The 26,846-nt window shown below is 66.7% G+C and carries 25 protein-coding genes; 24 read left to right on the forward strand and 1 reads right to left on the reverse strand.

Translation table 11 applies throughout. The features are described from left to right. The 14 genes from G4223_RS15620 to G4223_RS15685 all read left to right on the forward strand — a co-directional run. Window positions 1–243 (forward strand): hypothetical protein (locus G4223_RS15620; protein ID WP_163681686.1); only part of this gene is annotated, 243 nt, incomplete at its 5' end. A 211-nt stretch (window positions 244–454) separates the two neighbouring features. Then, entirely contained in the window at window positions 455–1,270 is an 816-nt protein-coding gene (locus G4223_RS15625; RefSeq protein WP_163681688.1) for a class I SAM-dependent methyltransferase, read from the forward strand. A gap of 25 nt (window positions 1,271–1,295) precedes the next feature. After that, window positions 1,296–2,177 (forward strand): NAD-dependent epimerase/dehydratase family protein, encoded by an 882-nt coding sequence (locus G4223_RS15630; protein WP_163681690.1) that lies wholly within the window; start codon window positions 1,296–1,298, stop codon window positions 2,175–2,177. Then, on the forward strand, window positions 2,174–3,187 hold the full coding sequence (locus G4223_RS15635; protein ID WP_163681692.1) for a hypothetical protein: 1,014 nt from the start codon (window positions 2,174–2,176) through the stop codon (window positions 3,185–3,187). Before G4223_RS15630 ends, G4223_RS15635 begins: the two co-directional genes overlap by 4 nt. Next, window positions 3,187–4,257: an N-acetylneuraminate synthase family protein gene (locus G4223_RS15640; protein WP_163681694.1), complete on the forward strand. Its 1,071-nt coding sequence runs from the start codon at window positions 3,187–3,189 to the stop codon at window positions 4,255–4,257. Before G4223_RS15635 ends, G4223_RS15640 begins: the two co-directional genes overlap by 1 nt. Window positions 4,258–4,259: 2 nt before the next feature. Further along, a complete protein-coding gene (locus G4223_RS15645) occupies window positions 4,260–4,970 on the forward strand; it encodes a cytidylyltransferase domain-containing protein (RefSeq protein ID WP_163681695.1) in 711 nt (236 codons plus the stop codon). Between the two features lie 3 nt (window positions 4,971–4,973). Continuing rightward, window positions 4,974–6,578: a hypothetical protein gene (locus tag G4223_RS15650; RefSeq protein WP_163681697.1), complete on the forward strand. Its 1,605-nt coding sequence runs from the start codon at window positions 4,974–4,976 to the stop codon at window positions 6,576–6,578. After that, window positions 6,575–7,327, forward strand: coding sequence for an HpcH/HpaI aldolase family protein (locus G4223_RS15655; protein WP_163681698.1), 753 nt, complete (start codon window positions 6,575–6,577; stop codon window positions 7,325–7,327). Before G4223_RS15650 ends, G4223_RS15655 begins: the two co-directional genes overlap by 4 nt. An 11-nt stretch (window positions 7,328–7,338) precedes the next feature. Next, window positions 7,339–8,097, forward strand: a complete 759-nt coding sequence (locus G4223_RS15660; protein ID WP_163681700.1) for a 3-deoxy-manno-octulosonate cytidylyltransferase — start codon at window positions 7,339–7,341, stop codon at window positions 8,095–8,097. 2 nt (window positions 8,098–8,099) lie between these two features. Continuing rightward, a complete protein-coding gene (locus G4223_RS15665; protein WP_163681702.1) occupies window positions 8,100–9,077 on the forward strand; it encodes a hypothetical protein in 978 nt (325 codons plus the stop codon). Next, window positions 9,074–10,486 (forward strand): MBOAT family O-acyltransferase, encoded by a 1,413-nt coding sequence (locus G4223_RS15670; protein WP_163681704.1) that lies wholly within the window; start codon window positions 9,074–9,076, stop codon window positions 10,484–10,486. Before G4223_RS15665 ends, G4223_RS15670 begins: the two co-directional genes overlap by 4 nt. An 11-nt stretch (window positions 10,487–10,497) precedes the next feature. After that, window positions 10,498–11,553 carry a Gfo/Idh/MocA family protein gene (locus G4223_RS15675; protein ID WP_163681706.1) on the forward strand — a complete coding sequence of 352 codons (1,056 nt, stop codon included), beginning with the start codon at window positions 10,498–10,500 and terminating at the stop codon, window positions 11,551–11,553. Between the two features lie 4 nt (window positions 11,554–11,557). Continuing rightward, the gene (locus G4223_RS15680) at window positions 11,558–12,268 is read left to right on the forward strand and encodes an SDR family NAD(P)-dependent oxidoreductase (protein ID WP_163681707.1); all 711 of its coding nucleotides are present in this window, start codon (window positions 11,558–11,560) and stop codon (window positions 12,266–12,268) included. Then, the gene (locus tag G4223_RS15685; protein WP_338086892.1) at window positions 12,261–13,331 is read left to right on the forward strand and encodes an AroB-related putative sugar phosphate phospholyase (cyclizing); all 1,071 of its coding nucleotides are present in this window, start codon (window positions 12,261–12,263) and stop codon (window positions 13,329–13,331) included. Before G4223_RS15680 ends, G4223_RS15685 begins: the two co-directional genes overlap by 8 nt. Here the strand turns inward: G4223_RS15685 and G4223_RS15690 are convergent. Then, a complete protein-coding gene (locus G4223_RS15690) occupies window positions 13,328–14,242 on the reverse strand; it encodes a class I SAM-dependent methyltransferase (protein ID WP_163681709.1) in 915 nt (304 codons plus the stop codon). The genes G4223_RS15685 and G4223_RS15690 overlap by 4 nt on opposite strands. 101 nt (window positions 14,243–14,343) lie before the next feature. Here G4223_RS15690 and G4223_RS15695 point away from each other — a divergent pair, with 101 nt between their 5' ends. The 10 genes from G4223_RS15695 to G4223_RS15740 are packed head-to-tail and all read left to right on the forward strand — an operon-like array spanning window position 14,344 to window position 26,845. Beyond that, complete coding sequence (locus G4223_RS15695; RefSeq protein ID WP_163681711.1) at window positions 14,344–15,321, forward strand: phosphoglycerate dehydrogenase; 978 nt, start codon at window positions 14,344–14,346, stop codon at window positions 15,319–15,321. Between the two features lie 5 nt (window positions 15,322–15,326). Beyond that, window positions 15,327–17,033, forward strand: a complete 1,707-nt coding sequence (locus G4223_RS15700) for a heparinase II/III domain-containing protein (protein WP_163681713.1) — start codon at window positions 15,327–15,329, stop codon at window positions 17,031–17,033. Between the two features lie 14 nt (window positions 17,034–17,047). After that, entirely contained in the window at window positions 17,048–18,355 is a 1,308-nt protein-coding gene (locus G4223_RS15705; RefSeq protein WP_163681715.1) for an SGNH/GDSL hydrolase family protein, read from the forward strand. A gap of 5 nt (window positions 18,356–18,360) precedes the next feature. After that, the gene (gene asnB, locus G4223_RS15710) at window positions 18,361–20,253 is read left to right on the forward strand and encodes an asparagine synthase (glutamine-hydrolyzing) (protein WP_163681717.1); all 1,893 of its coding nucleotides are present in this window, start codon (window positions 18,361–18,363) and stop codon (window positions 20,251–20,253) included. Continuing rightward, the gene (locus G4223_RS15715) at window positions 20,246–21,235 is read left to right on the forward strand and encodes a glycosyltransferase family 2 protein (RefSeq protein WP_163681719.1); all 990 of its coding nucleotides are present in this window, start codon (window positions 20,246–20,248) and stop codon (window positions 21,233–21,235) included. Before asnB ends, G4223_RS15715 begins: the two co-directional genes overlap by 8 nt. Beyond that, window positions 21,232–22,383, forward strand: coding sequence for a glycosyltransferase family 4 protein (locus G4223_RS15720; RefSeq protein ID WP_163681721.1), 1,152 nt, complete (start codon window positions 21,232–21,234; stop codon window positions 22,381–22,383). Before G4223_RS15715 ends, G4223_RS15720 begins: the two co-directional genes overlap by 4 nt. Further along, entirely contained in the window at window positions 22,371–23,561 is a 1,191-nt protein-coding gene (locus G4223_RS15725; RefSeq protein ID WP_163681723.1) for a glycosyltransferase, read from the forward strand. The genes G4223_RS15720 and G4223_RS15725 overlap by 13 nt, the downstream gene beginning before the upstream one ends. After that, the gene (locus G4223_RS15730) at window positions 23,558–24,652 is read left to right on the forward strand and encodes a glycosyltransferase family 4 protein (RefSeq protein WP_163681725.1); all 1,095 of its coding nucleotides are present in this window, start codon (window positions 23,558–23,560) and stop codon (window positions 24,650–24,652) included. Before G4223_RS15725 ends, G4223_RS15730 begins: the two co-directional genes overlap by 4 nt. Further along, window positions 24,642–25,709, forward strand: coding sequence for a CgeB family protein (locus G4223_RS15735; protein WP_163681727.1), 1,068 nt, complete (start codon window positions 24,642–24,644; stop codon window positions 25,707–25,709). Before G4223_RS15730 ends, G4223_RS15735 begins: the two co-directional genes overlap by 11 nt. Beyond that, on the forward strand, window positions 25,706–26,845 hold the full coding sequence (locus tag G4223_RS15740) for a glycosyltransferase (protein WP_163681729.1): 1,140 nt from the start codon (window positions 25,706–25,708) through the stop codon (window positions 26,843–26,845). Before G4223_RS15735 ends, G4223_RS15740 begins: the two co-directional genes overlap by 4 nt. Window position 26,846: the final 1 nt, after the last annotated feature.

Here is a 26,846-nt window from a genome sequence, read left to right on the forward strand (position 1 = left end):
CCCCGCAGCTTCCATTACATGAACATCTACAGCCAGACCGCCGTCGAGTTCATGTTGCGCCGCGATCCTCGGGTCAAGTCGGTTTCCTTCGAACTGGACCGGGATTTCGACCCGGCCGCCGTCTCCGACACCGGCGAGATCATCCCCGAAGCTTGGGACAAGACCTCGGTCCTCAACGGCTTTCAGGCCAGCGGCGTCGTCCTGTTGCCGTGGACCTGGGTATACGTCGACCTGGACTCCTAATGCCCGATGGGCCAGAGTTTGCTCCTGCGGTGGGCATCCCATCGACCCAGGCGGTTTCCCGAAAACTTGACAGCGGAATGACGCAGTGCAGAATTGGTTGGACGTATTTTTGGGCGCCCTGTTAGGGCTTGTGGTCCCTCCGATCTTTTGGGCCTGGCGGTGGATCAAGTTCAGTGGCAGAACGGCAACGACGGGCGGCCACCTGGACCTGATGAAACCCCATGTTCGACGAAACGTCCTGTTGTCGCTCCCGCTGACACTGCCTTGCTATACCCTCTACCGGGCGGCACGTTTTCTGGCCAAGTCGTATCGCCGAGAATTCGCCGAATACGCCTTGCGACGCTATGCCCGGATGGTCGGACGTCATTACGGCAAGGGTGGGCTGTGTTATTCCGACATCGCCCCCCTGTCCGACGCCGACCTGGAAGCCCGCTGGGCCGAGTTGGCGCCCATCCGCCTTGGTCCGTTCATCGACCGCTATCCCTTCGTCCTCGACTACCGGGACGGAGAGACGTTTCTCGATGCCGGTTGCGGCATGGGCGGCGTGATCAAGGAACTGGCCGCCCGTTATCCGCAGGCCCGCCTCCAGGGCTTCGACCTCAACCCGGACGCCATCCGCATGGTGCGGGCCGGCACCGCCGCCAGCGAACGGGTCAGCGTCGAGGTCGGCAGCCTGACCGACCCGGCACAATTGGCCAAGTTTCCCGACCGCTCGGTCGATCACGTCGTCTTGTGCAACGTCTTCCACTACATCGTCGGCGCGGGTATCGCGGAATCGGCGGCGTTGCGTCGGCGCATCGTCGCCGAACTGGTCCGCATCAGCCGGCGCTCGGTCCTGTTGATGATGGACGAGGTCGGCCGGCCGGCCGACACCCGTGTCGAAATCGTGTCCGCCGACGCCTGCTTCATCCGTGACGACGTTCCGGGATATTTCGACAACCAGCCCGGAGAATGTCTGGTGGTGTCGTCCGACCGCGAGAACATCGCGGTCCTGTTCCGCCACCACGACCAAGACCGGGGCTGCTGACTGTCCCTTGAAGGAATTTGAGGCGATGACAGGAAAAAAGTTACGTCTCCTGATTACCGGGCATACCGGTTTCATCGGGCAGGCCTTTCTTCGCCACATGCAAAGCGAGAACCGTCTGGAATGGGTCGGACGATCCTTCAGCGGCGGGTGCGACCTGACCCAGGCCGGAGCGCTGGACGACGTCGGACCTTGCGACGTGGTCTTGCACCTTGCCTCCCGAAGCGGGGTTCCCGCCGCGTGGCAAGCTCCCGACAGTTTCTATCGGACCAACGTCACCGCGACCCTGACGGTCGCCGAATACGCACGCCGGACAGGGGCACGCATCATCGCCTTGTCGTCGTACATGTACGGCGAACAGGGAAACCAGCCGATCGACGAGACCACGCCGACCTCGTGCCGCAACCCCTATGCCTGGAGCAAACGGCTCGCGGAGATGGTTCTCGAGGGCTACGCCTCGGATTTCGGGACCTCGACCACCATCCTTCGTCTGTTCAACCTCTACGGCGAAGGGCAACCCGACGACTGGCTGATCCCGAAAATCATCCGCCAGGCGCTGGAAGGCGACGAGATCCAGGTCGAAACGCTGACCCCGAAACGCGATTTCCTGTGGATCGACGACCTATGCGACGCCCTGATGCGCGCGATCGAACAACCGCTGTCGGGATGCAACATCTTCAACCTCGGTTTCGGAGAAAGCCACAGCGTCCGTGAAGCGGTGGAGGCCGTCTGCGAGGTGATCGGGCCGCGCCGGATCGTGGATCTCGGGCGCAGCCGGCCCAACGAAATCTCGGATTGCATCTGTGACAGCGGCAAGTTCCGCCGCACCTTCGGATGGCATCCCCACGTCGATTTCCGCGAAGGTATTTCCCGGCTGGTCGCGGCGCGCTCCGCCGTTTCTTCCTCATGATTCTTGGCTTCTTCTGCTTCGGCAGCACGACCATCGGCATGGGACACGTCTCGCGCTGCATCGGTCTGGCCAACGCCGCGCAATCCCGCATTCCCGACCTGCACGTCGTCTTCGAGGTCGATGACGACCCGGATGCCCTGGCCATGTTGGCCCGCCGCCGGCCAGGAGACGAAATCCGCCCCCGGACGACAGCGGCCCTGCCCCAGGGTCCTTGGGACATCCTGGTGGTGGACCGTCTGGCCGTGCCCGCCGAGGATATGGCGACCTTGCGCGGGCGGGCGTCGTGCCTGGTCTCGATCGACGACGTCGGCCCCGGTCATTGGGAAGCCGACATCGCGGTCAACTGCCTTTATGGCTGCCGGACGCCCCGCCCGCCCCACAGCCGGACCGACGACCTTTCCGGCATCCGCTGGGCCTTGCTGCCGCCGGCATTGTGGGAGCAGGTCCACGAACACCGCCCACGGCCGACGCGCCTTCTCCTGGCCCAGGGCAGCGGCGACCCCCACGGCCTTCTGCCGCGGCTTGTCGAGATCCTGGCTCCGGTGGCGAAAGTCCGTCCTGGGCTTGGCCTGGACATCCTGACCGGCCCGTCGTTCCACCGGCACGAGCCTTTGGACACCATGCTGGCGCGGGCGGAAATCCCGTTTCGCCGCCATCACGCGGTTCCCAGTTCGTGGTCCGTGCTGGCCGCCGCCGACGTGGCGGTTTCCTCGGCCGGCATCACCGCGTGCGAACTGGCCGCCCTTGGGGTGCCCATGGTGCTGGTCACCGGGGAGAGCAAGGAAGTTGAAACCGCCCGCATGCTGGACGATCTCGGCGCCGCCACGGCGGTCGGATTGTTCGAGCCGGAACGGACCGCGGCCTTGACCGCCGCCGTAATCGAGTTGCTTGACTCCGAACAAAAACGGCATGCTATGGGAGAGGCCGGACGGCAGGCGGTTGAGCGCCACGCGGCCGAAATCATCCTTGATCGGGCAATAGCGCTGGCGCGCTCAGGAAGGGACATGTGATGCGAAAGGTGCTTCTCGACGGCGTCGCCGTCGGCGATGGTTGTCTGCCTTATGTGATCGCGGAAATCGGCGTCAACCACGGCGGCGACATGAGCGAGGCGAAACGTCTGATCGACTTGGCCAAGGAAGGCGGCGCCCACGCGGCGAAGTTCCAAAGCTACAAGGCGGAAACCATCGCCTCGAAGAACAGCCCTTCGTATTGGGACCTGACCAAGGAACCGACAACGAACCAGTTTCAACTGTTCAAGAAGTACGACCGCTTCGGCGAGGCGGAATATCGTGAGCTGGCGGCGCATTGCGCCTCGGTCGGCATCACGTTCCTGTCGACGCCCTTCGACACCGCGGCGATCGACTTCCTTGACCCGCTGATGCCCTTCTACAAGATCGCCTCTGCCGATCTGACCAACCTGCCGTTCCTGCGCCGGGTCGCGTCCAAGGGCAAGCCGGTGGTGCTGTCCACCGGAGCCTCGACCCTGTCCGAAATCGACCTCGCCATCGATGAACTGCGCCGTCATGGTGCCGAAAGCGTGGTGCTGCTGCATTGCGTGCTGGCCTATCCCACCCATTACGGCGACGCCAACCTCAACATGATCGACGGCTTGCGCCACGCCTATCCCGACTGCGTCATCGGCTATTCCGACCACACCCTGCCCGATCCCGACATGGAGGTGTTGACCGCGGCGTGGCTCAAGGGCGCGGCGGTGGTCGAAAAGCACTTCACCTTCGACAAGACCATTGTCGGCAACGACCACTTCCACTCGATGGACATGCACGATCTGCGCCGGTTCTGCGAACGGACGGCGTTCCTGCGGTCCCTGATGGGGGAAACGCTGCGCCGGCCGCTGGAGGTCGAACGGGTGCCGAGACTCAACGCCCGGCGCAGCATCGTGCTGACCCGCGACGTCCGGGCGGGGGACGTCGTGACCGAGGCGATGATCGTCAGCAAGCGTCCGGGCAGCGGCATCTCGCCCTTGCATTGGGACGAGGTGATCGGAATGCGGTTGCGGGAAGACCTGCCCGAGGATCACGTGCTGCAATGGTCCAACCTGGACCCCAACAAGGGACCCTGAGTGTGACCTCCCCAATCGTCGGCATCCTGCAAGCCCGCATGGGGTCGTCCCGCTTGCCCGGCAAGGTTCTCATGCCGCTGGCCGGGGCCCCCATGTTGCAACGGTTGCTTGAAAGGCTGCGCCGTTCGCGCCGCCTGGACAGGCTGGTGGTGGCGACCAGCGGGCAACCGGCCGACGACGCCGTCGCCGCCTTGTGCCGGGAACTGGGGGTGGAATGCTTCCGCGGCAGCGAAGACGACGTCCTCAGCCGCTTTCTCGCGGTGGCCGCCATGACCGACGCCCGATTGATCGTCCGTCTGACCGGGGACAACCCTTTCGTGGACGGCGGCTTGCTCGACAGCTTGGTCGACGAGTTCCTGTCCTCCGCCACCCCCCTGGACTACGCCAACAACATCGACGGGTCCGGTTACCCCTATGGCCTGTCGCTGGAAATCATCACCCGCGCCGCCCTTGATTCGGCAGCGGCCAGCACGGACCCGCTGGATCGCGAGCATGTGACCCGCTTCGTCAGGCTGGGAACGGGTTACAATTCCACCGTCCTCAGGGCCCGTGCCGCGTTCGCGCACGACCGCCTGACCGTGGACACGCCGGAAGATTATCGGAACGCGCGGGAATTGTTCGAACGCCTTTATGCCGAACGACCGGACTTTTCCTTCGACGCCCTGATGCGCGACGCCGTCGTGTCCCCCCGACCGACCCCGGCCGAGGGCTGAACCGTGGCCGTCCTCCTGCGCCACCGTTCCGATCTGCCACCGGATCCCACCTGGACCGGGTGGTGTGCCGTCGCGGGCACCATGCCGCCGCCGCTCGCCACCGAACGCCGGCTGCGGGACGAGGCCGCGCGGCTTGAAGCCGCCTTCGACGCCATGCGCGACGAATGGTGGACCCTGGGACGCGCGCTTGCCGCCGAACCCAGCGGCGAACTGGGGCACATGCCCACCGCCAGCGTCTACGCCTCGGATACCGGAATCTATCTGGCCTGGACACGGGTGGTGCGTGACCTTGCCGCCGCACCGGAAACCGTGCTGGTGGTGTGCGACGATCCTTGGGTGTTCCGCCATCTGGCCGGATTGCCCGGCGTGACCGCGGGAACCACCCCGCCGCTGACCCGAACCGAGGCGAAGCTGGCGATACGCGGGGTGGCGGCACGGATAGCGGTGGCGGCGCGGGTCGCGGCCGCATGGTGGAAATGCCGCGGCCAACGTGCCAATCACCGCCCCGGTGCGCCGATGCTGCTGGTTTACGGCCACCCCGGCAGCGACGCCAATGGCAAGGACGCCTATTTCGGTCCGCTCCTGCGCGAAATCCCCGATTTGTGCCGACTGCTGCACACCGACTGCCGGGCCGGACGCGCCGCGCAACTGTCGGCGGACGGCCGTACCGCCGCCCTGCACGCCTGGGGGAACCCGTTATGGACGCTGGGCCTGCCTTTCGCCCGGTGGCGACCCTCGGCCGCCGCCCGCCAGGGGGCGCACGGCTGGCTGGTGCGGCGTGCCGCCGCCATCGAAGGAAGCGGCGGCTCCGCCGCCATCACCCGCTGGCAAATGCGCTGTCAACGCGCCTGGGCCAAGGCGACGCGACCGCGCGTGGTGGCGTGGCCATGGGAAAACCACCCCTGGGAACGCGCCTTCTCGCGCCTGGGCCGTGCCTTGGGCTTCAAGACCGTCGGCTATCAGCACACGGTCGTCGGGCCGCACATGTACAACCAGGCGCCGGCCACCAACCCGGACGGCCTGGACAGTCTGCCGGAACTGATCGTCTGCAACGGGCCGGCCTATCGCGACAACTTGTCCGCCTGGGGCATCCCGCCCGAGCGGCTGGCGGTGGGGGGAACCTTCCGCATCGCCGGGCCGACGCCCATGCGTCACGACCCGGCCGGTCCGTTCTTCGTCGGCCTGTCCAACGAACCGCGCTACAACGACCAATTGATGGCGGCGATCATTCCGCTGGCGGCGGCCGGATTGCGCTTCGTGGTCAAACAGCATCCCATGTTCCCTTACGATTTCCAGGAAACAGAGACCTTGCGCCGCACCGACGTACAGCTTCAGAATCACGACGGCTTGGCCGGGGTGGTGTTCTGTACCGGCGCCATCGGCCTGGAAGGGGTTCTTGGCGGGTTGCCCACCTTCCGCTTCCGGCCGCGCGGCTATGTGGCCATGAACGTCATGCCGCCCAACGTCCGCGCCGTGCCGGTGGATGCCGAAACCTTGGGCGCGGCCCTGAACGACGCCCGACCACCGGCGGCGGTGGCGTGGGACAGCGTTTTCGCCATGCCCGATCCGGCGCTGTGGCGCCGTCTGTTCCAAGGAGACATGCCATGACCGCCGAAACCCTGCGGACCCGCCTGGAAGCCGGCCGGCCGGCCATCGGCGCCTGGTTGGGCATTCCCCATCCGCTTTCCGCCGAGGCCATGGCCAGCCAGGGCTTTCATTGGCTGGCGGTGGACATGGAACATGCCGGGGCGTCGGTGGACCAGACCCTGGCCTGCTTCGTCGCCGCCGAACGCCACGGCTGCGTGCCCCTGGCCCGGTTGCCGTCGGCCGACCCGTATCTGGCCCGCCGCCTGTTGGACGGCGGAGCCCAGGGGCTGATCATACCAGTGGTGCAAAGCGCCGAGGATTGGGCGGCCTTTTCCGTCCATTGCCTGTATCCACCCCATGGCCGGCGCGGCGTCGGCCTGTCGCGCTGCAACGGCTGGGGCGACCGCTTCCAGGACTACCTGACCACCTTCCGCCCGTTCCTGGTGCCGCAGATCGAAACCCGGCAAGGCGCCGAACAGGCCGCCGCCATCGCCGCCCGCCCCGAGGTCGACGCCCTGTTCCTTGGTCCCTACGACCTGTCGGCCGACCTGGGAGCGGCCGGCGATTTCGAAACCGCCCCCTTCAAGGCGGCCATCGCCCGTGTCCGCACCGCCTGCGACGTTGCCGGAAAGCCATGCGGCATCCACCAGGTGGCGCCGGAACCGGCGCAGCTGGAGGCCCGGATCGCCGAGGGTTTCCGTTTCATCGCCTATTCCACCGACGTCATCGCCATGCGCACGGCGCTGGCCGGCGCCGCATCCTTGTTGTAAACGAGGCCCGCATGAGGACCGTCTGCGTCATCCCCGCCCGCATGGGCTCGAGCCGCTATCCCGGCAAACCCCTGGAACCCATGCTCGGGCTCGCCCTGGTGCTGCACGTCTGGCACCGGTGCCGCCTGACTCCGGGCCTGGACCGGGTGGTGGTCGCCACCTGCGACGAGGAAATCCGTGCCGCCTGCACCGCCGCCGGGGCCGAGGTGGTGATGACCGCCGACAGCCATCCCGGCTGTGTCGACCGCACGGTGGAAGCCATCGACAACATGGGCGAGTCCCTGGGCGACGGGGATTTCGTCCTGATGGTCCAGGGCGACGAGGTCATGGTCAGCCCCGAGATGAACGCCGCCATCCTGGAAGCCTATCGCGCAACCGGTGACGCGGTGGTCAACCTGGCGACCCGCATCCTGAACCCGGCCGACCACGACGACCCCAATTGCGTCAAGGTGTGCAGCGCCCCCGACGGCCGCGCCCTGTTCTTCTCGCGCTCGCCCATTCCCAGCCGGGTCCGCCAACCCGACGTGGCGGCGTACCAGCAGACCGGAGTGATCGGCTTCAAGCCGTCGTTCCTGCGCACGTTCGGCGCGCTTTCGCGTACGCCGCTGGAAATCGCCGAAGGCATCGACATGCTGCGCACCCTGGAGCACGGTTACCCCATCCGCATCGTGCGCAGCGAAACGCCGACCATCGGCGTCGATACGCCCGCCGACCTGGAACGCGGCGAGGAGATGCTGCGCGCCGACCCGGTGACCGCACGGTATCTGTAAGCATGAACCACCGATCCGCCCTGCACCCCGCCACCAGCCGGCAAGGCATCGGTTGGTTCGCTCGCGTCCTGCCCCTGTGGCCGATCGTCGTCGTCGTCCTGATGGTGCTTGCCGTGGACCGGTTGCTATGGTGGACCTTTGATCCGACCCTGTCGTGGCCCGAAGTGGACGCCCAGATCGCCCAGCTGGCGCCGGACCGCCCGGTCCTGGCGGTAATCGGCTCGTCGCGCAGCTATATGGGCCTGCCGCGCGAGATGCTGGCCAAGGAACTGGCGGCACGCGGGCTGCCCCACCAGCCGGTGAACCTGTCCATCACCGGCGGTGGCACGCCCTCGCTGGCGTTGGCCGTTCTTGCCGACCGCACCCGCCTGCTGTCCGCCCTGCCGCCGGGCAGCAAGGTCGTGTACGTGTTCTCGCCGTTCGAGATGAACTTCCTGCAACGGCGGCGCATGCTGTCGCTGCCGACCGGAACCGAGATGATGACGCGTTTCGGCATGGTCGATGCCGATGGCTGGGCCTTCCGCCTGCGCGACCTGTCCGGCTTCGCCCGTCTGGCGCTGAACGACGCCTGGATGGGTTGGCCCTATCCGTTCAACCGGATCATGGAGGCGTCGATCCAGCCCATGCTGTTGAAGGACGCCACCCACGGCTGCAACGCCGCCGGCCTGACCGATTACCAGCTTTTGCCCGTCAACCGCTGGGCCATGGAGCGCCTGGCCGAGAGCCTGGGGCCGAACCTGACGCTGGTCTTCCCGCCGCTCAGCGACCGCCAGCAGGCGGTGGACCGCGACGCCGGCCTCCCGCCTGTCGCCCTGCCCTGGCTGGAAAGCTATGCCAAGCGCCATGGCCTGCGCGTCGATACGGGATTCGGCGACCGGCTGAACCTCCCGCGTGAGGCCTTCGCCACCGATTGCGACCATTTACACCGGCGCGAGGATATGGAAGCCTTCGCCAAGGCGGTGGTGGGCCTGCTGCAATGAATTTCGATTCCCTCCAGTATCTGGGATTGCTTGGCGTCACGCTGGTGACCATACGGTTGCTGCCCAACGACCGCTGGCGCCACCTCATGCTGTTGCTGTGCTCGTACGGCTTTTACGCCGCATGGGATTGGCGGCTGCTCGGGTTGGTGCTGCTGGTGACCGCGATCAGCTTCGTGGGCGGCATGGTCGTCGAACGCCACCGCGCCGCGGGACGGGGCGCCGGGGCGCTGGCGGTGATCGTCGCCCTTCTGCTGGTGCCGCTGGCGCTGTTCAAATACTTCGACTTCTTCGCCGCCAGTCTGGCGCAATTCGCGATGCGGCTGGGCTGGCATGTGGATGCCTTCACCTTGGGGCTGCTGCTGCCCATCGGCATCTCGTTTTACACCTTTCACGCCATCAGCTACGTGGCCGACATCCATGCCGGCCGTCTGTCGGCGGAACAGAGCGCCATCCGCTACGGCCTCTATATCTGTTTCTTCCCGCAATTGATCGCCGGCCCCATCGTCCGCTCGACCGATTTCCTGCCCCAGTTGCACCGGCCGTGGCAGGCTCCGAACAGCGCCGAGATCACCAGATACCTGCTCCGCTTCCTCTGGGGCATGACCAAGAAAGTGCTGATCGCCGATCGTCTCGCGGCCGTCATCGTCGATCCCGCCTTCGCCAATCCGGCGACGATCGACGCGCTGACCGCGACGCTGGCGGCTGTCGCCTTCACGCTGATGATCTATGCGGACTTCTCGGGCTACAGCGACATGGCCATCGCTTCGGCCGGTCTGTTGGGCTATCGCTTCAAGGAAAACTTCAACGCTCCCTATCTGGCGACCAGCGTGCGCGAATTCTGGCGCCGTTGGCACATCTCGCTGTCCAGTTGGATCCGCGATTACGTCTACATCGCCATGGGCGGCAACCGATCGCCGGGTCGCGTCCGGCCGATTGTCAACCTGGCGGTTTCCATGTTCCTGTGCGGCCTGTGGCATGGCGCCGCATGGACCTATGTCCTGTGGGGCCTGTGGCATGGCCTCGCGTTGGGGATCGAGCGTCTGGCCGGCAAACGCGAACCGGCCTCGCTGCCGGGCCGGCTGGCCGGCTGGCTGGCGACCATGGCGGTGGTGGTGGTGGGCTGGATCGTGTTCCGCGCCCGCGACCTCGAGCAGGCGGGCCAATTCCTGGGCGCTTTCATCGATCCGCTGCGGCCGCACGCGCCGTTCCAGTTCGCCCTGTGGGCGGTGCTGGGCCTGGCGGGGCTGGTGTTGGCGGTCGAACATCTGGTCGTGGAGCGCCAGGCGACCAAGCCGGTCAACCGACCGATGGCCGTTCGGCTGGGGGCGGCCTGTACCTTGGCGGTGATCCTTCTGTTTCTCGGCAGCCCCAATATCGGTGGCCGCAACTTCATCTATTTCCAGTTCTGACGGGTGTACATATGAGCGCGAATGGTGAGAAATTGCGCGTCGGCATTGCTGGCTATGGAGTGGTCGGCAAGCGGCGCCGCACGGTCATCGACCAGCACCCCGCCCTGGTCACGGTGGCGGTGGCCGACCGCACGTTTTCCGCCGACGGCGTATTGCCCGACGGCGTGCGCCATTACGCCAATTCGCACGACCTGCTGGCACAGGAAGACCTGGACATCCTGTTCGTCTGCCTGACCAACGACGTCGCCGCCGAGGTCACCATCGCCGGCCTGGAAAAAGGGCTGCATGTCTTTTGCGAGAAGCCGCCGGGCCGCGACGTCAAGGACATCGCCGACGTCATCGCGGCCGAGGCCCGCCATCCCGGCCTCAAGCTGAAATACGGCTTCAACCACCGCTACCACGATTCGGTGCGCGACGCCTTGGCCTTGGTGCGCAGCGGACAGTTGGGGCGCATCATCGACATGCGCGGCGTCTACGGCAAGTCGGCCATCATTTCGTTCGGCCAAAGCGACTGGCGGTCCAAGCGCGAGATTGCCGGTGGCGGCATCCTGCTGGACCAGGGCATCCACATGGTGGACCTGATGCGGTTGTTCGCCGGAGAATTCTCCGATGTCCAGGCGGTGGTCAGCAATCGTTTCTGGGGGCACGACGTCGAAGACAACGCCTATGCCCTGATGCGCACCGCCGATGGCGTGGTGGCCATGCTGCACAGTTCGGCCACCCAATGGCGCCACCGTTTCCAATTGGATATCGCCCTGGAAAAGGGCGCCATCATCCTGTCGGGCATCCTGTCGGGGTCGAAAAGCTATGGTGTCGAGACCCTGACCGTGGCCTGGGCCACCGAAGGGGATGCCGGCGACCCGCGTGAACAGACCACACGCTACAACCACGACCCCAGCTGGTCGGACGAGGTCGCGGACTTCGCCGACTGCATCCTGAGCGGCCGCCCCGTTTCCGAGGGCTCCTCGGCCGAGGCCGAGGCCACCATGCGCCTCGTCTACCGCATCTACTGCGCCGACCCGGACTGGCGCCAGCGGTGGAGCCTGAGCCTGTCGGAAAGGGGATGAAATCATGCTGAACGGCAAACGCGCACTGGTCACCGGCGGCACCCGCGGCATCGGCCGCCGCATCGCCGAATTGCTGGTCGAGAAGGGAGCCCAGGTCACCGTCACCGGCACCCGCCCCGAGAGCGTGGCCCCCACCGGCTGCGCCCTCCAGGTGGTTGACTTCGCCGATCGCGACGCCTTGCTGGCTTTCGCCGCCCGAACGGGCGAGAACGCCCCCGACATCTTGGTCAACAACGCCGGGATCAACCGCGTCGCCCCGTTCGCCACCCTCCCGATCGAGGATTTCGAGCTGGTCCAGCGGGTCAATGTGCTGGCCCCGTTCGCACTGTGTCAGGCGGTGCTGCCGGCGATGACCGCCCAGGGTTGGGGCCGCATCGTCAACATCAGCTCGATCTGGGGGAAGATCAGCAAGGAACACCGCGCCGCCTACTCAACCTCGAAATTCGGCCTGGACGGCATGACCGCCGCCCTGGCCGCCGAGGTTGCCGCCCAGGGCGTGCTGGCCAATTGCGTGGCCCCCGGCTTCATCGATACCGAACTGACCCGCACCGTGCTGGGCACGGCCGGCATCGCCGAGCTGACCGCCAAGGTGCCGGCACGGCGCCTGGGCACGGTGGACGAGGTGGCCGCCTTCGTCGTTTGGCTGGCCAGTCCCGAAAACACGTTCATCAGTGGCCAGAACATCGCCATCGACGGGGGATTCACCCGTGTCTGACAACACGATGATGATCATTCAATCCCATAAGGGCCCCTATCACGTTCACATGAACGCGGGTCTGCCGGCCGAACTGGCCGCGGGCAAGGGCCGGTTCCTCATCGATCGCAACGTCGCCGCGCTCCACGCCGACCGGCTGGCGGCGCCGCTGGCCTCGGGCCGGGTGGTGCTGATCGACGCCACGGAAGAGAACAAATCCATCGAGGCCATGCCGGCCACCATCGACCGCCTCATGGCGACGGGCGTCAAACGCGACCACGTCCTGGTGGCGGTGGGCGGCGGCATCGTCCAGGACATCACCTGCTTTCTTGCCGCCAACATGTTCCGTGGCATGGATTGGGTGTTCGCGCCCACCACCTTGCTGGCCCAGTGCGATTCCTGCATCGGCTCGAAAAGCTCGATCAATGCGGGCGGAGCCAAGAACCTGTTGGGCACCTTCACCCCGCCGCGTCAGGTGTTCATCGATCCCGGCTACCTGGACACCCTGGACCAGCGGGAAATCCGCTCGGGCGTGGGCGAGATGCTGAAGGTGCACGCCATCGCCGGCCCCGACCATTTCGCTCGGATCGCCGCCGCCTTCGATGCGTTGTTCACCGACCGCGCGGTGCTGGCCCGGTTCATCCGCCGGTCACTCGAGGTCAAGCAGGGCTATATCGAACGCGACGAGTTCGACCGGGGTATCCGCAACATCTTCAATTACGGCCATACCACCGGCCACGCCATCGAGGCGGCGACTCATTTCGGCATCCCCCACGGCATCGCCGTGGCCATGGGCATGGATCTGGCCAACCACATCGCCCGCCGGTCCGGGGTGGCGCCGGAGGCGGTGTTCCGCTCCATGCACGGCACCCTGCGCCGCGCCTATGCCGGCTACGAAGAGTTGGAGGTTCCTCTGGAGGACTTTTTCGCCGCCGCCGCCAAGGACAAGAAAAATCGGAGCGGCGACCAGATCGCCTTCATCCTGCCTGATGCCCAGGCGAACATCGTCAAGCACCCGCTTGCGGTCACAGACAGCCTGAGGGCGGCGGTGGCGGAATTCTTCGCCGAGGAGCGGAAGAATTAGTCCGTCTTGCGGGCCGAGACGTACCAGTTCCAACCCATGATCGGCCCCAACTTGGCCTCGGACGGCGACCACATGGGCCACGGCTCGCCATAGACCAGCACGCCGCCGGGATGTTCGCCGTATTTGCGACGCAGGTATTCGCGGACACGCCGGCCGAACAGCGGAAACAGATACCAATAGAATTCATGCTTGCGCAGGGTGACGTCACGGAACGCGGCGAACAGCCCCTTCATCTCGGCGCGGCTGTAGCAGCGGGTGATGGGGTTGTCCACCGTCTGGCGTTTCTTGCCGCCCCATTCGGTGACCTGCCCGACCCAGTTGCGGCCGCGCAGGAAGGCGCCGCGCAACAGGCCGGTGCACAGCACCAGATTGACCCAGTAATGCCAGGAATCCTTGCAATACAGCATGATCACCGCCTGGCCGCCGGGCTTGAGCACGCGGTGCACCTCGGCGATGGCGCGCTCGGTGTCGTAGGTGTGGTGCAGCACGCCGTTGGAATAGACGATGTCGAAGGTCGCGTCGGCGAAGGGCAGGTTCTCGGCGTCGCCCTGAAGCGCCGCGCAACCCGAAGCCAGTTCGCCCATCAGCTCGAACTTGCGCTGGGTGGCGCGGGCACGGTCGAAGGTGACGTCGATGCTGGTCATCACCGCGCCATGCCTGGCCAGCAAGGCCGAATGGCCGCCGGCGCCGGGACCGACCTCAAGCACGCGCTTGCCGCGGATGGAAGACAAATCAAGTTCGACCGTCGCCATTTGCCGGCGCAGGCGGAACATGTCCTCAAGGTCGTCCACCGCCTGCAACAGGCTGTCGCGGGTCAGTCCAGAATCCACGTCGTCATAAAGCGATTCGTAAAGCGACTTCCAGAAGCGCTGGATGTCCTTCTTTCCCGCCGACCCCGCACTGTCCACCATTTGCACGCCCGTCAAAAAAGCCTTGTTGGCAAAGGCGGCCAAGACTACACATTGACCCCAGTCAGCGCAATCCATTCGCCCTGAAAGCGGCCGTCCTCGCCTTGACCTCTCCTCTCCGCCTCGCCGTCGCCTCGCGTTCTTTCTCGCGCCATGCCGTGCTGCGTGCCGAGCTGTCGGCGCGTTATCCCAACGTCACCTTCAACGAAAGCGGCCGCAGCCTGAGCGGCGACGCGCTGGCGGCGTTCCTGGCCGGCCACGACGCCGCCATCACCGCGCTTGAAACCATCGACGGCCCCTTGCTGGACCGCCTGCCCGAATTGCGGCTGATCAGCAAGTACGGCGTCGGACTGGACATGCTGGACCTGCCGCTGTTGCGCCGGCGCGGCATCCGCCTGGGCTGGACCGGTGGCGTCAACCGCCGCTCGGTGGCCGAACTGGTCATCGCCATGGCCATTTCGCTGTTGCGCCACGTCCCCCAGGGCAACGCCCTGGTGCGGGACGGCCAATGGCGCCAGCTGATGGGCCGCCACTTGTCGGAACGTGTGGTCGGCATCGTCGGCTGCGGCCATGTGGGCAAGGATCTGGCGGTGCTGTTGCGCGCCTTCGGCTGCACGGTGCTGGCGCACGACATCCGCGCCTTTCCCGAATTCTACGCCGCCCATGCCATCGAGCCGGTCGGGCTGGAGGAATTGCTGAGCCGCGCCGACGTGGTCAGCCTGCATCTGCCCTTCGACCGCACCACCGCCAACATCCTGTCGGCCGAGCGGCTGGCGCTGATGCGCCCCGATTCCATCCTGATCAACGCCGCGCGCGGCGGGCTGGTGGATGAAGCGGCCCTGAAGCGCATGCTGATGTCCGGTTTGCTGGCCGGCGCCGCCTTCGACGTCTTCGCCGGCGAACCGCCCACCGACATGGAATTGCTGCGGTTACCCAATTTTCTTGCCACCCCGCATATCGGCGGCAGCGCCGAGGAAGCGGTGCTGGCCATGGGACGGGCCGCCATCGACGGCGTCGCCACCGCGACGATTCCCGAACCCGGCAGCGAAGTCTGGCGAGCCGCCGGCGCGGTCGGGGACTGACGCCGATGGGGATAGGGGCGAAACTCACGAAACTGGCGGAGGACCCGGTCCTGCGCCGCTGGCTGTGGCTGCGCCTGCTGCGCCGGGTGCCCAGGGCAGTTCCGTTCACCCCCCATTGTCCGCCGTATTTCCGCCCCCCGGTCAGCGAGAGCGCCAGCCCCTCCGCCTTGGCGAAGCTGGAAGCAACGGCCCCGCACGGCACGTTGACCCTGCCGGTGCCGGGCGGCGAGGTGACGGTCGAGGCCGGATGCCTGGACCTGTTCGAGCGCGCCTACGACGATGGCGAAACCCTGTCGGCGCTGCATCGTTTCGCCTGGTTGCCATTGATGCCCGAGGTGGATCACGGCTGGGTGGAGATGCTGTGGCAGGCATGGTGCGCCGGCAGCGGCCAACCCGACGACGGCCCCGCCTGGGAGGCCTACACGGCGGCCGAGCGGGTCGCCAACATTCTGGATTTCGCCCGTCGGCGTGGCTTGCCCGGCGACACCGCGTCCACCCTGCGGACCCTGGCGGCTCACGGCCCGGCCATGGTCGCGCGGCTGGAATATTACGGCGAGCACGGGACGTGCAACCATTTGGCCAACAACGGCCGCGGCCTGTACCGGCTGGGCCTGAAACTGGGCATGGCCGACACCGCCCGTGCCGGCCTGGACATCCTGATAAAGGAAGCCGAGCGTCTGTTCCCGCCGTCGGGAGTATTGCGCGAGGCATCGACCCATTATCACCTTCTGTACCTGCGCAATTATGCCGATTGCTGGCTGGCGGCACGCCGCCACAACCGTCCCGAAGCCGGCTATCTGGCGGCGTTGGTCCAGCGGCTGTGGGCGGTGGTGCCCCATCTGGTTCTGCCCGGCGGCCTGCCGCTGATCGGTGACATCTCGCCCGATTCGCCTCCCGACTTCCTAAGCGGCCTGATGCCGGGCGGCGACATGACGCAAGGTTGGACCGGCCTGTTGACCCCGGACGAGCGCGAAACCCTTGCCCGACTGCGCGACGGAACCGTTCCGGTGGATACCGCCGTGTTGGCGGCCGATGGCTGGTGGCGGGGCGATTTCGGCCGCTGGTCGGCGTTGTGGCATGTGGAACCGGCCGGTTGGCGCCTGCCCACCGGCCACGGCCACGAGGACCTGGGGGCGCCCGAAATTCATTTCGACGGGGTGCCACTGTTCATCGATCCCGGTCGCGGCGCCTATGGCGAAAGCGGCGAGGCGGCGCTTTACGCCTCGGCCGCCGTCCATGGGACGCTTCAGGTGGACGGCCACGCCCCCTATCCCGCCAACAAACCCTATTACGACCCGGCCTTTCGGGCCGCCTTCGGGCTGGGTTCGCCATCCGCGCACGCCGACCCGAGCGGTTTCACCCTTCGGCATGCCGGTTTCTCGCGTCTGCCGGGGGTGGCGGAAATCCAGCGGGAATGGCGTTTCGACGGTGACGCCCTGACCATCAACGACCGTGTCGATGGACGCGGCCGCCATGATGTGACGCGGCGACTGGTTCTGACCATGGAACCGCGCCGGCTTTCCGCCACCAGCCTTGAGGCCCGGCTCGGGCGCTGGCGGGTGGTGATCGGCTGCGACACCGCCCTGACGGCACGCCCCATGCGCCGCTGGTCCGCCTATGGCCAATCTGTCGCAGGATGGGCGGTGGAGGCGGAGCATGCCGTCACGCTGCCTTTCACGGGAACTCTCACCATCGTCGCCACGGCGGCCTAGGAAGGGGGACCCGAATGGAACTGAAATTCCATAAACTGATGACCCTGGCCCTGGCCGTGGCGACCGCCGCCCTCATGGTGGCGGCGGCACTGTATCAGAGCACGGATCAGCTCCGCTTCGGCCCCGCCAAGCTGGCGGCCCTGGCCGCGGGCGCCATGGCGCTGGCCTGGCTGCGGTTCTCCTGGCGCCGGCCACGCTGGATGGAAGTCAACACCCTGGCGGTCATCGTCACCATCGCGGCGTTGCTTTCCTTGGAAATCGGCGTGCGGGTCCTGCTGGTCAGACTACCGGCCGGGTTTGTCGCCCTGCTGCCGCCCGCCGCCCTGCAAGTGCTGGCCAGCCGTACCGGGCAGTTCTCGACCGCCACCATCGAGGGCGAGGGAATCGCCCATCATTACCGCCCCTTCCTCACCTTCCCCGAACAGCCATGGGTCACCATCGACAGGTTCGGCTTCCGCAACGCGGTCACCTACCAGCCCGGCCGGCTCGACATGCTGCTGGTGGGGGATTCCATGGTGTTCGCCCGCGACAGCCGCCGCGATCTCGGCGACCATCTCCGCGCCGCCGGTTTCAGCGTCTATAATGCCGGCATGCCGGGCTCGTCGCTGGTTCACTACGCAAGCAATGTCCGTAAGCTGAAAAATGCCGGCTACCGTTTCGACACGGTGGTGATCGGCGTGTGCATGGACAACGACTTCGAGGACACGCTGGCGGCAACCGAGGCGATGCAACGGGGCGACGACTGGACCCGCCTGCTGGGCGGCACGAAAGAAATCGAGAACCCGTGGTTTCCTTGGGCCCCGGTCCTGGTGAAGAACGCGGTCCTGTACCTCAAGGACCGTTTTCTCGACCACCCGGAACTGCACGCGGACGAGCAGATCGCGATCCGCACCCCCTGGGGCGAGCACTTCGTGGATATGCGTTTCACCGCACCGGACCACTATCCGCCGGAAAGCGCGGGGTGGAAGTCTTTCCAGAGCGCGTTCGCCGACTTGGTGGCGGCAGCGCACGAGGCCGGCGCCGGCAAAATAGTGGTGACCATCTACCCCGAGGGACTGGTGCTTTTCGAAAAGCTGGCCGCCGACCATCAGGACGCCGTCGCCCAAGCCGCCGCCTACAACCGGGACCTGAGCGCCCGGATCGCCCGATTGGCGGCGGACAACGGAGCGACCGTCCTGGACCTGTCCGAAGACCTGTCCGCCATGGTTGCGTCGGGACAACGGGGCGTGACCACCGAGGCGGGTCTCGACTATCACCTGTCCGATCATGGCGTCGATGCGGTCCTCGACCGTCTTCGCCCCCTTCTCCAACGCGGGAACTGACACCCATGTGCGGTCTGGCCGGTCTTTTCCTTCCCGATGGCGCGCCGCTGGCCGAACCTCGCCTGGAACGCATGCTGGGGATCATGCGCCATCGTGGTCCCGACGGCACCGGCACCCATGTCACCCCCGACCGCCGTTTCATGGGCGGCTTCGCCCGGCTGGCCATCATCGACATCGCCACCGGCGGACAGCCGCTGGTCGAAGGCGACGGCCGTGCCGTCTTCCTGGGCAACGGCGAGGTCTACAATTACCGCGAATTGCGCGCCGGCCTGGAAACACGCGGCCACGTCTTCGCCACCAACGGCGACATGGAACCCGCCTTCCGCCTGTGGCGCGAAAAGGGCGAAGACTTCGTGCATGATCTGAACGGCATGTATGGCATCGCCGTTTATGATCGCGATCATCATTCCCTGTTGCTGGTGCGCGACCGTCTGGGCGTCAAGCCGCTCTATTGGACGCGGTTGCAAGGCGGCGGCATCCTGTTCGCCTCCGAGATCAAGGCGCTATTCGCGTCCGGCCTGGTCCGGCCCGAGGTGGACGAGACGGCGGTGGCCGCCTGGATGGGCCACGGCTATGTTCCCGCCCCCGCCACCTTGTGGCGGGGGGTGTCGAAACTGCCCCAGGGTTGTCTGTTGCGCGCCGGGCGCGACGGTTCGGTGACGGTGGAAAACTATTGGCGGCCAACGGCGGCGGCCGACGTTCCCGCCGGCCACGACGCCGTGGTCGCCCACCTGACCGCCTTGCTGGAGGATTCCGTCCGGCTGCAATTGCGCAGCGACGTGCCGCTGGCGGCGTTGCTGTCGGGTGGCATCGATTCCGGTCTGCTGGTCGCCCTGGCCGCCCGCAACCTGGATCGGCCGCTCAAGACCTTCACCGTCCGCTTCGCCGGAGCGCGGGTGGACGAGACCCCGCTGGCCGAGGCGGTGGCACGGCAATGGGGCACCGACCACACCACCTTCGACCTGGACATGGGCGAGGCGGCCCGTCACCTGCCGGGACTGGCGTGGTATTGCGACGAACCCTTGGCTGACGCCAGCGTCCTGCCCAATTTCCTGATCGACCAGCTACTGGCGCGCGAGACCCGTGTGGTGTTGAACGGCACCGGCGGCGACGAATTGTTCGCCGGTTACGGCCGCTATTTCCGCCTGCCGGTGGAACAGCGTTACCTTCGTGTGCCGCGCGCCCTGCGCCGGGGCATGGCCGAACCGTTGGCCGGGTTGGCCGACCCCATGCTGGCGTGGCAGTTGCGGCGTGCGGAAAAGTTCGACACCGACCCCGGTGCCTACCTGCACGACCACAGCAGCCAGTTCCCGCCGCCGATCCGCCAGTTGCTGGAGTGCCGGCTGTCCCAGACCGAGCCCGCCCAGCGCGGCTATTTCCAGGCCTGGCACGGCGAGCGGCAAGCGGGAATCCTTGCCGCCGACATTGGAACCTATTTGCCCGAGGATCTGCTGACCCTGTTGGACCGCACCACCATGGCGGTCAGCGTCGAAGGGCGGGTTCCCTTCCTCGACCATCGTCTGGTCGAAGCCGCCCTGGCGGTGCCCGAGACGACCCGTACGCCGGGCGGACGGCAAAAGGCGCTGGAACGGGCCATGGCGGCACCGTTCCTGCCGCCGGAAGTCCTGAACGCGCCCAAGCAAGGCTTCGCCTCACCGGTGCCGGCCTGGTTCGCCGCCGGCCTGGGAGCCGATGCCCGCGCCTTGCTGACCAGTCCCCGCGCCCTGGCCCGCGGCTGGTGGTCCAAGGCCGGCGTCGAACGTCTCTTGGCCCGGCCCGACCGCCACGCCTTTCGCCTGTATGCCCTGATGATGCTGGAGATGACCATCCGCGCCCATGCCGAACTGACGCTGGACGCGCCGCCAACTTGCAGCATCCGCGAGCTGGCCGATGGTTGAACCCCGCCCCCTGCCGCCCGGCTTCGCCGATGTGAGCGTGGTCATGCCGGCCTACAACGTGGCCGGCACCATCGGCCGCGCCCTGACCTCCATCGCCGCCCAGACCCTGCGCCCGCGCGAGGTCCTGGTGGTGGACGACGGCTCGATCGACGACACCTTGGCGGCGGTGGCGGCCATGGCCGGACACATGAACGGCGTCACCCTGCGGCTGTTCCGGCAACCCAATTTGGGGGCCGGCGCCGCCCGCAACCGTGCCTTGGCGGCGGCGGCCGGTGAATGGATCGCGTTCCTGGATTCCGACGACGAATGGTTGCCGGCCAAGCTGGAACGCAGCGTCGAAGTGACCAAAGGCGCCGGATTGGTCATGACGTCGCACAATCTGTGGGGCGTCGCCCCGGACGGAACCCAACATTTCATCGACAGCCAGGCGCGTTATCTGGCCAATCCCGATGATCCCTTTCGGACACTGTTCCTGCGCGGGTTCATTTCCAGTTCCACCGTGCTGGTCCGTCGCGACGCGGTGCTGGCGGCCGGGGGATTCGATCCCGCCTTGCGCTCGGCCCAGGATTACGAATTGTGGCTGGCCATCCTGGCCAAAGCCGGCTGCCGTTTCCTGACCTTCGGCGACCCGCTCTTGCGCTACACCCTGGCCGAGGACGGCATCACCAGCCGGATAGGCCGCAAATACCAATGCAGTCTGGCCATCCTGTGGCGCCACATGGGAACCCTGCGGCGCCTGCCCGGTCCGGTGTTGCGGCCGCTTTTGCTGCGCCTGTTGATCGTCCATGTCGAGGCGGTGCGCGGCCATCTGGGACGCGGCGAGCGCGGCGCCGCCCTGCGGGTCGCGGCACAGCTTCCCTGGCGCTGTCTGGAGTCCCTGGTCCGCCTGCCGTTCGCGACTGGAGACAGACCGGATTTTCTTGCCCTATCCGATGGCTTGGGTGAAGAAGTGACACTCGGCCACCACACGGACGCGACATGAACAGACGCCCCCCACCCGACGCCCCGGTGCGGGTCATCATCAACGGCCTGCACGCCAAATCCGGCGGCGGCGTCACCTATCTGCGCAACCTGCTGCCCCATTTGGCCGCCGACAAACGGCTGGAGCTGCATCTGTTCCTGCATCGCGAGCAATACAAGCTGTTCGGCGAAGCGCCGGACGGCATCCGGCTGCACCTTCTCGAATTCCGCCAGGGTTTCCTGCGCCTGCTTTTCTGGGAACAGTGCGCCTTGCCCCTGCTCGCCGCCGAAATGGGCGCCGAGGTCACGTTCTCGCCGGCCAATTACGGCCCCCTGCTTGCCCCGGCACCGGTCATCTTGCTGCGCAACTCGCTGGCGGTGGTGCAACGCGAGTATCGTCTGAAGAAACGTCTTTATTGGGTCGGCCTTGCCGCCGCCACCGCCGCGTCGCTTTTGTTCGCGCGCCGGGCCATCGCCGTTTCAGACTATGCTCGCCGAACCCTGAATTTCGGCCTGACGAAACTGTTCGCGAACAAGATCGAGGTGATCCATCACGGCGTGAACGAGGATTTCCGCGTGGCCTCGGCCAACCATGACCGGGAGCCCGCCACCTTGCTGGCCGTTTCGGACATCTACGTCCAAAAGAACCTGCACACCCTGATCAAGGCGCTTGGTCAACTGCGGCAAGAGGGGGGCACCCTGCGGCTGGTCGTCGCCGGCCATACCGTCGACCGCGAGTACCATCAACAGCTGACCGACCTGATCGCCGAATTCCATCTTGGCGACAGCGTGGAATTCCTGGGCGGCGTCTCGCCCGAACGGCTGGCCGAGCTGTACCGCCAGTGCACGGTCTTCGTCTTTCCCTCGACCGTGGAAACCTTCGGCAACCCGCTGGTGGAGGCCATGGCCTCGGCGGCGCCCATCGCCTGTTCGCGCAGCGCGGCCATGCCGGAAATCGTCGGCGACGCCGCCGAATATTTCGAACCGCTGGATATCGCGGACATGGCCCGGGCCATCCGGCATCTGGTTGAGAACCCCGGACGGCGCGACGAATTGGCCCAACTGGGGCAGGCCCGTGCCGCCAAATATTCCTGGGCGACCACCGCCCGACACACCGCCCAGGTGCTGTTTCGGGCGGCACGGGGCGACAGCGGCGCATGCGCACCCTGATCCTGACCTTGCCGCCTTTCCAAGGCGGCGTGCCGGCCAAGACCCGCATCCTGGCCAACGAACTGCGCGACCGCGGCCATGATGTCACGGTGGCGTGGTACGCGCCGTTGTCCAGCCATGGTTTCCTGGACGCGCCCCTGTGGCGGATCGCCACCGGCGCCCGCCCCCACAGCGAAACCGGCCGCTGTTTCGACGACACCTTCCGTTCGGTCGCGGTTGGCTGTTGGTTGCCGGAGTTGGAGTTCACCTATTATCTACCGTCGTCGCGTTGGCGGCAGTTGATCGCCAGCCATGACCGCCATGTGGCGGTCGGCGGCACCACCTTGGTTTCCTATCCCTTGCTGAAAGCGGGTGTCCGCCATCTGGTGTGGTGCGCCTGCGACATGCTGGGCGACCGTCTGGCCCGGCGCCAAGCCATGCCCCTGGCCCGACGTCTGTTCGACCGTGCGGTGGTGGGATCTGTCCAGGCCGCCATGGAACACCGGATTTTGGCCGGTCCCGCCCGCATCGCCACGGTCGCCAACCATGGCCGTCGCATGTTGCTGGCGCTTGGAGGCGACCCTGGCCGGATCGGTCTGATGCCGATCCCCACCGACCCGCACCGTTTCCAGCCCCCGACGCAACCGGCCGAGGCAGGAACCATCGGCTTCGCCGGCCGTCCCAACGACCCGCGCAAGAACGTGCCCTTGCTGGTCCGCGCCGTAGCCCTGGCCCGCCGCCAAGATCCCCACCTCAGGCTGCGTCTGACCGGAACCCCGGATGCTGCCCTGACAGCGGCGGTGACGGCGGCAGGCGGCGGCGATTGGGTCGAGTTCACCGGCGAACTGGACCACCACGACCTGCCGGCCTTCTATGGCTCGCTGGACGTGTTCGCCATCCCCTCCAGCCAGGAAGGATTCGGCATCGTCGGCATCGAGGCCATGGCCTGCGGCGTCCCGGTGGTGTCCACCCGCTGCGGCGGACCCGAGGATTATGTGCAAGACGGCGTCACCGGAATCCTGGTGGACGACAATTCGGAAGCCATGGCCCAGGCGTTGCTGGAACTGACGGCGGATCGCGACCGCCGCGCCGCGCTGGCCGCCGAGGCCCGCCATCTGGCCGCCGGACGCTATGCCCCGGAGGGATTCCGCCACGCCCTTGCGGAACATTGGCACGCGGTCTGGGGGGAAACGCCATGACCCGACTGCTGTATCTGGTCAGCCACCCCATCCAATACCAGGCGCCGTTGCTACGCCGGCTGGCCCGGGAACCCGATTTCGTCCTGCGCGTCGGGTTCCAGCGCACCAACACCGAACAGGGCTATTTCGACGACGGTTTCCGTACCAGCGTGCGCTGGGACGTGCCGTTGCGCGACGGCTACGACAACGCCGAGATCCCGCTTTCCGGGCTAGCGGCGGAGATCACCGCCGCCGACGTGGTGTGGCTGCATGGCTGGCAAGGAACCTGGATGCGCCGCGCCCTGGGCCTGGCCCGGCGTTTGGGCAAACCGGTGCTGATGCGCGCCGAGAACTGGGACGGCGCCATGCCCGACGGATACGGGTTGCGCGGCGTCGTCAAGCGACTGTATCTGCGCCACCTGTTCGCCCATGTCGCCGCCTTCCTGGCCATCGGCAGCGCCAACCGCGCCTATTACCGCCGCCTGGGCATCGCCGACACCCGCATTTTCACCGTCCCCTATGCCGTGGACAACGCCTATTTCGCCCAAGGGGCCGCCGCCGCCGACCGCGCCACACTCAGGGCCGAACTGGGATTGCCCGCGACCGGTCAGGTGGTTTTGTTCGCCGGCAAGTTCCAGCCGCGCAAACATCCCGAATTGCTTTTGGACGCATGGCGTCGTCTGCCCGACCCGCGCCCGGCCCTGTTGATGGTCGGCGACGGCGAAATGCGGGAGCAATTGCGGGCCGACGCCCCCGCCGGCGTGGTGTTCACCGGCTTTCGCAACCAAAGCCAATTGCCGGCCCTTTATGCCCTGGCCGACGTGTTCGTCCTGCCGTCCGAGCGCGAGCCGTGGGGACTGGCGGTCAACGAAGCCATGGCGTCGGGCACCCCGGTCGTCGTCAGCGACCAGGTGGGCGCCGCCTTCGATCTGGTGGACGAAAATTGCGGCGCGGTGGTCCCCGCCAACCAGGCCGACGCCTTGGCCGACGCCCTGAAAAGGGTATTGGCCGACGCCGACGCCTTGGGAGCCGCCGCCGCCGCCCGCGTCGCCCGCTGGGACTTCGAGGCCGACGTCGCCGGCATCCAGGAGGCCGTGCGCCATGTCCGCTGAACCGTCCCTGCGCATCCTGGTCGTCGGCCAGACCATCCTGGGCAGCCGCACGCCCCAACGCGTCGCGGCCATGGCCGGATTGGGCCACCGGGTCGAAACCGTCGCCATCAACCGCGACGGCGCCACCTACGAAGACCGTCCCAGCCTGATGGAGCGCATCCGTTATCGCCTGCGCCTGCCGGCCGATCCGGCAGGGGCCAACCGGGAATTGGCACGTCGGGTAACCGACGGATTCGACGTGGTGTGGATCGAGGCGGCCCCCATGATCCGTGCCGCCACCTTGCGCACCGTCCGCCGCCTCGCGCCACACACGCCGATCGTGTGGTACGGCGAGGACGACATGATGAATCCCCGCCATCTGTCACGTTGGCTGAAAGCCGCCATTCCACTGTTCGACCTGTGGGTCACCACCAAGAGCTTCAACGCCGCCCCCGACGAATTGCCGGCCCTGGGGGCGCGGAACGTCCTGTTCGTGGACAACAGTTTCGATTCCAGCCTGCACCGGCCCGCCGCCCCGGACGACGCCAGACGCGCCCGTCTGGCCGCCGACGTCTCGTTCGTCGGGACATACGAAGCCCCCCGCGCCGCCAGCTTGCTGGCCCTGGCCCAGGCCGGCGTCGCTGTCAGGGTTTGGGGAAACGGCTGGCAGCGCATGGCCGACACCAACGCCCATCTTGTCATCGAGGGGCGGCCGGTCTATGACGACGAATATGCGGCGGTGATCTCGGCCAGCCGGATCAACCTCGGCTTCCTGCGCAAGGGCAATCGCGACCTGCAAACCTGTCGAACCGTGGAAATTCCCGCTTGCGGAGGGTTCATGCTGCACGAACATAGCGACGAAGCCTGCCGCCTGTTCCGCCCTGACCACGAAGCCGCCTTTTTCCATGACGACACGGAACTGGTCGAGCAGTGCCGGCACTGGCTGGCGGACGAAGCCGGCCGCCAACGGGTCGCCGCGGCAGGCCGGGCCAGGGCGCTGAAGGACGGTTACGACCACGCCCACCGGCTGGCGTTCATCCTGAACCGGGCCTTGGATGGCAAAGGAACGAAGCGGTGAGGATTCTGGTCAACGCCATCTCGGCGCGCATGGGCGGCATCGTCACCTACACGCGCAACCTGCATCGCAGTTTCAGCCAACGTCAGGTGAACGCCCAGTTCGCCATTTCCAAAAGCCTGCAACTTGACGGCGACAACACCTCGCCCATGGCGGCCAGCCAGTACCGTCCTTTTCCGCGCTTGTTGTGGGAACAGACCCTGTGGCGCTCCATGGTCCGCGAAAGCGGTTGCGACGTGCTGTTTTCCTCGGCCAATTTCGGCTTGTTGTTCTCGCCCGTCCCGCAGGTGCTTCTGGTCCGTGAGGGCGGGTTGTTCGACCCGCTGTACTTGGCCAACTGCACCCCGGAACAGGGGGTGAAAAGCACTGCCCAGCGCCACATCCGCCGCCGCCTGATCCTGGCTTCGGCCCGGCGGGCGCAACACGTCATCACCCCGACCGCGGCGACGCGGGACCTGTTGCTGGCCTGGGCCCCCGACCTGGAAAAGCGTGTCACCGTCAACAGCTACGGCACCATGAGCGAGGCCTTCGTCCCCGCCTCCACCCGCACATGGCGTGGGGATGGCGTCCTCAGGCTGCTTTATGTTTCGGTCTATTATCCGCACAAACAGCCCGGCTTGGTCTGTTCCACCGTCCGCGCCGCCAACCAGGCCGGCCTTGCCGCCCACGCCACCATCACCATGGATATCCGCGAGACCGGCGACTTTCGCGGCGGCAGCCATGACGGGCTGGTGATGGAACAGGCCTATGCCGACGGGCTGGTCACCTTGGGACGCCACCCCTACGAAGCGTTGCCGCAACTGTATTGCAGCCACGACGTCTTCGTGTTTCCGTCGCTGTCGGAAACCTTCGGCCACCCCATGGTCGAGGCGCTGTCCAGCGGTTTGCCGGTGGTTGCCGCCGACACGGCGGTAAACCGCGAGGTTTGTGGCGACGCCGCGTTGTATTTCGACCCGTTGTCGTCGGTTTCCCTGTTGGAAGCGTTGCACCGTCTCGACGCCGATCCCCAGTTGCGCCAAGCTCTCGGCGAACGCGGCCGCAGGCGGGTCCTGGAGCTTTACACCTGGGACCAGCACGTGGACCGGTTGCTGACGATCCTGGAACGGGTCGCGGCCGGCGGACGAACCCGAAAGGACTGAA

Source organism: Magnetospirillum aberrantis SpK (genome assembly GCF_011022235.1).
GTDB classification, from domain to species: Bacteria; Pseudomonadota; Alphaproteobacteria; order Rhodospirillales; family Magnetospirillaceae; genus Magnetospirillum; species Magnetospirillum aberrantis.

Bases quoted from the DNA above. Each gene is read 5' to 3' on its own strand.
- G4223_RS15625 (WP_163681688.1), top strand. From the start codon at position 455: ATGAAACCCCATGTTCGACGAAACGTCCTGTTGTCGCTCCCGCTGACA.
- G4223_RS15630 (WP_163681690.1), top strand. From the start codon at position 1,296: ATGACAGGAAAAAAGTTACGTCTCCTGATTACCGGGCATACCGGTTTC.
- G4223_RS15635 (WP_163681692.1), top strand. From the start codon at position 2,174: ATGATTCTTGGCTTCTTCTGCTTCGGCAGCACGACCATCGGCATGGGA.
- G4223_RS15640 (WP_163681694.1), top strand. From the start codon at position 3,187: ATGCGAAAGGTGCTTCTCGACGGCGTCGCCGTCGGCGATGGTTGTCTG.
- G4223_RS15655 (WP_163681698.1), top strand. From the start codon at position 6,575: ATGACCGCCGAAACCCTGCGGACCCGCCTGGAAGCCGGCCGGCCGGCC.
- G4223_RS15660 (WP_163681700.1), top strand. From the start codon at position 7,339: ATGAGGACCGTCTGCGTCATCCCCGCCCGCATGGGCTCGAGCCGCTAT.
- G4223_RS15665 (WP_163681702.1), top strand. From the start codon at position 8,100: ATGAACCACCGATCCGCCCTGCACCCCGCCACCAGCCGGCAAGGCATC.
- G4223_RS15670 (WP_163681704.1), top strand. From the start codon at position 9,074: ATGAATTTCGATTCCCTCCAGTATCTGGGATTGCTTGGCGTCACGCTG.
- G4223_RS15675 (WP_163681706.1), top strand. From the start codon at position 10,498: ATGAGCGCGAATGGTGAGAAATTGCGCGTCGGCATTGCTGGCTATGGA.
- G4223_RS15680 (WP_163681707.1), top strand. From the start codon at position 11,558: ATGCTGAACGGCAAACGCGCACTGGTCACCGGCGGCACCCGCGGCATC.
- G4223_RS15690 (WP_163681709.1), bottom strand. From the start codon at position 14,242: ATGGTGGACAGTGCGGGGTCGGCGGGAAAGAAGGACATCCAGCGCTTC.
- G4223_RS15700 (WP_163681713.1), top strand. From the start codon at position 15,327: ATGGGGATAGGGGCGAAACTCACGAAACTGGCGGAGGACCCGGTCCTG.
- G4223_RS15705 (WP_163681715.1), top strand. From the start codon at position 17,048: ATGGAACTGAAATTCCATAAACTGATGACCCTGGCCCTGGCCGTGGCG.
- asnB (WP_163681717.1), top strand. From the start codon at position 18,361: ATGTGCGGTCTGGCCGGTCTTTTCCTTCCCGATGGCGCGCCGCTGGCC.
- G4223_RS15715 (WP_163681719.1), top strand. From the start codon at position 20,246: ATGGTTGAACCCCGCCCCCTGCCGCCCGGCTTCGCCGATGTGAGCGTG.
- G4223_RS15720 (WP_163681721.1), top strand. From the start codon at position 21,232: ATGAACAGACGCCCCCCACCCGACGCCCCGGTGCGGGTCATCATCAAC.
- G4223_RS15725 (WP_163681723.1), top strand. From the start codon at position 22,371: ATGCGCACCCTGATCCTGACCTTGCCGCCTTTCCAAGGCGGCGTGCCG.
- G4223_RS15730 (WP_163681725.1), top strand. From the start codon at position 23,558: ATGACCCGACTGCTGTATCTGGTCAGCCACCCCATCCAATACCAGGCG.
- G4223_RS15735 (WP_163681727.1), top strand. From the start codon at position 24,642: ATGTCCGCTGAACCGTCCCTGCGCATCCTGGTCGTCGGCCAGACCATC.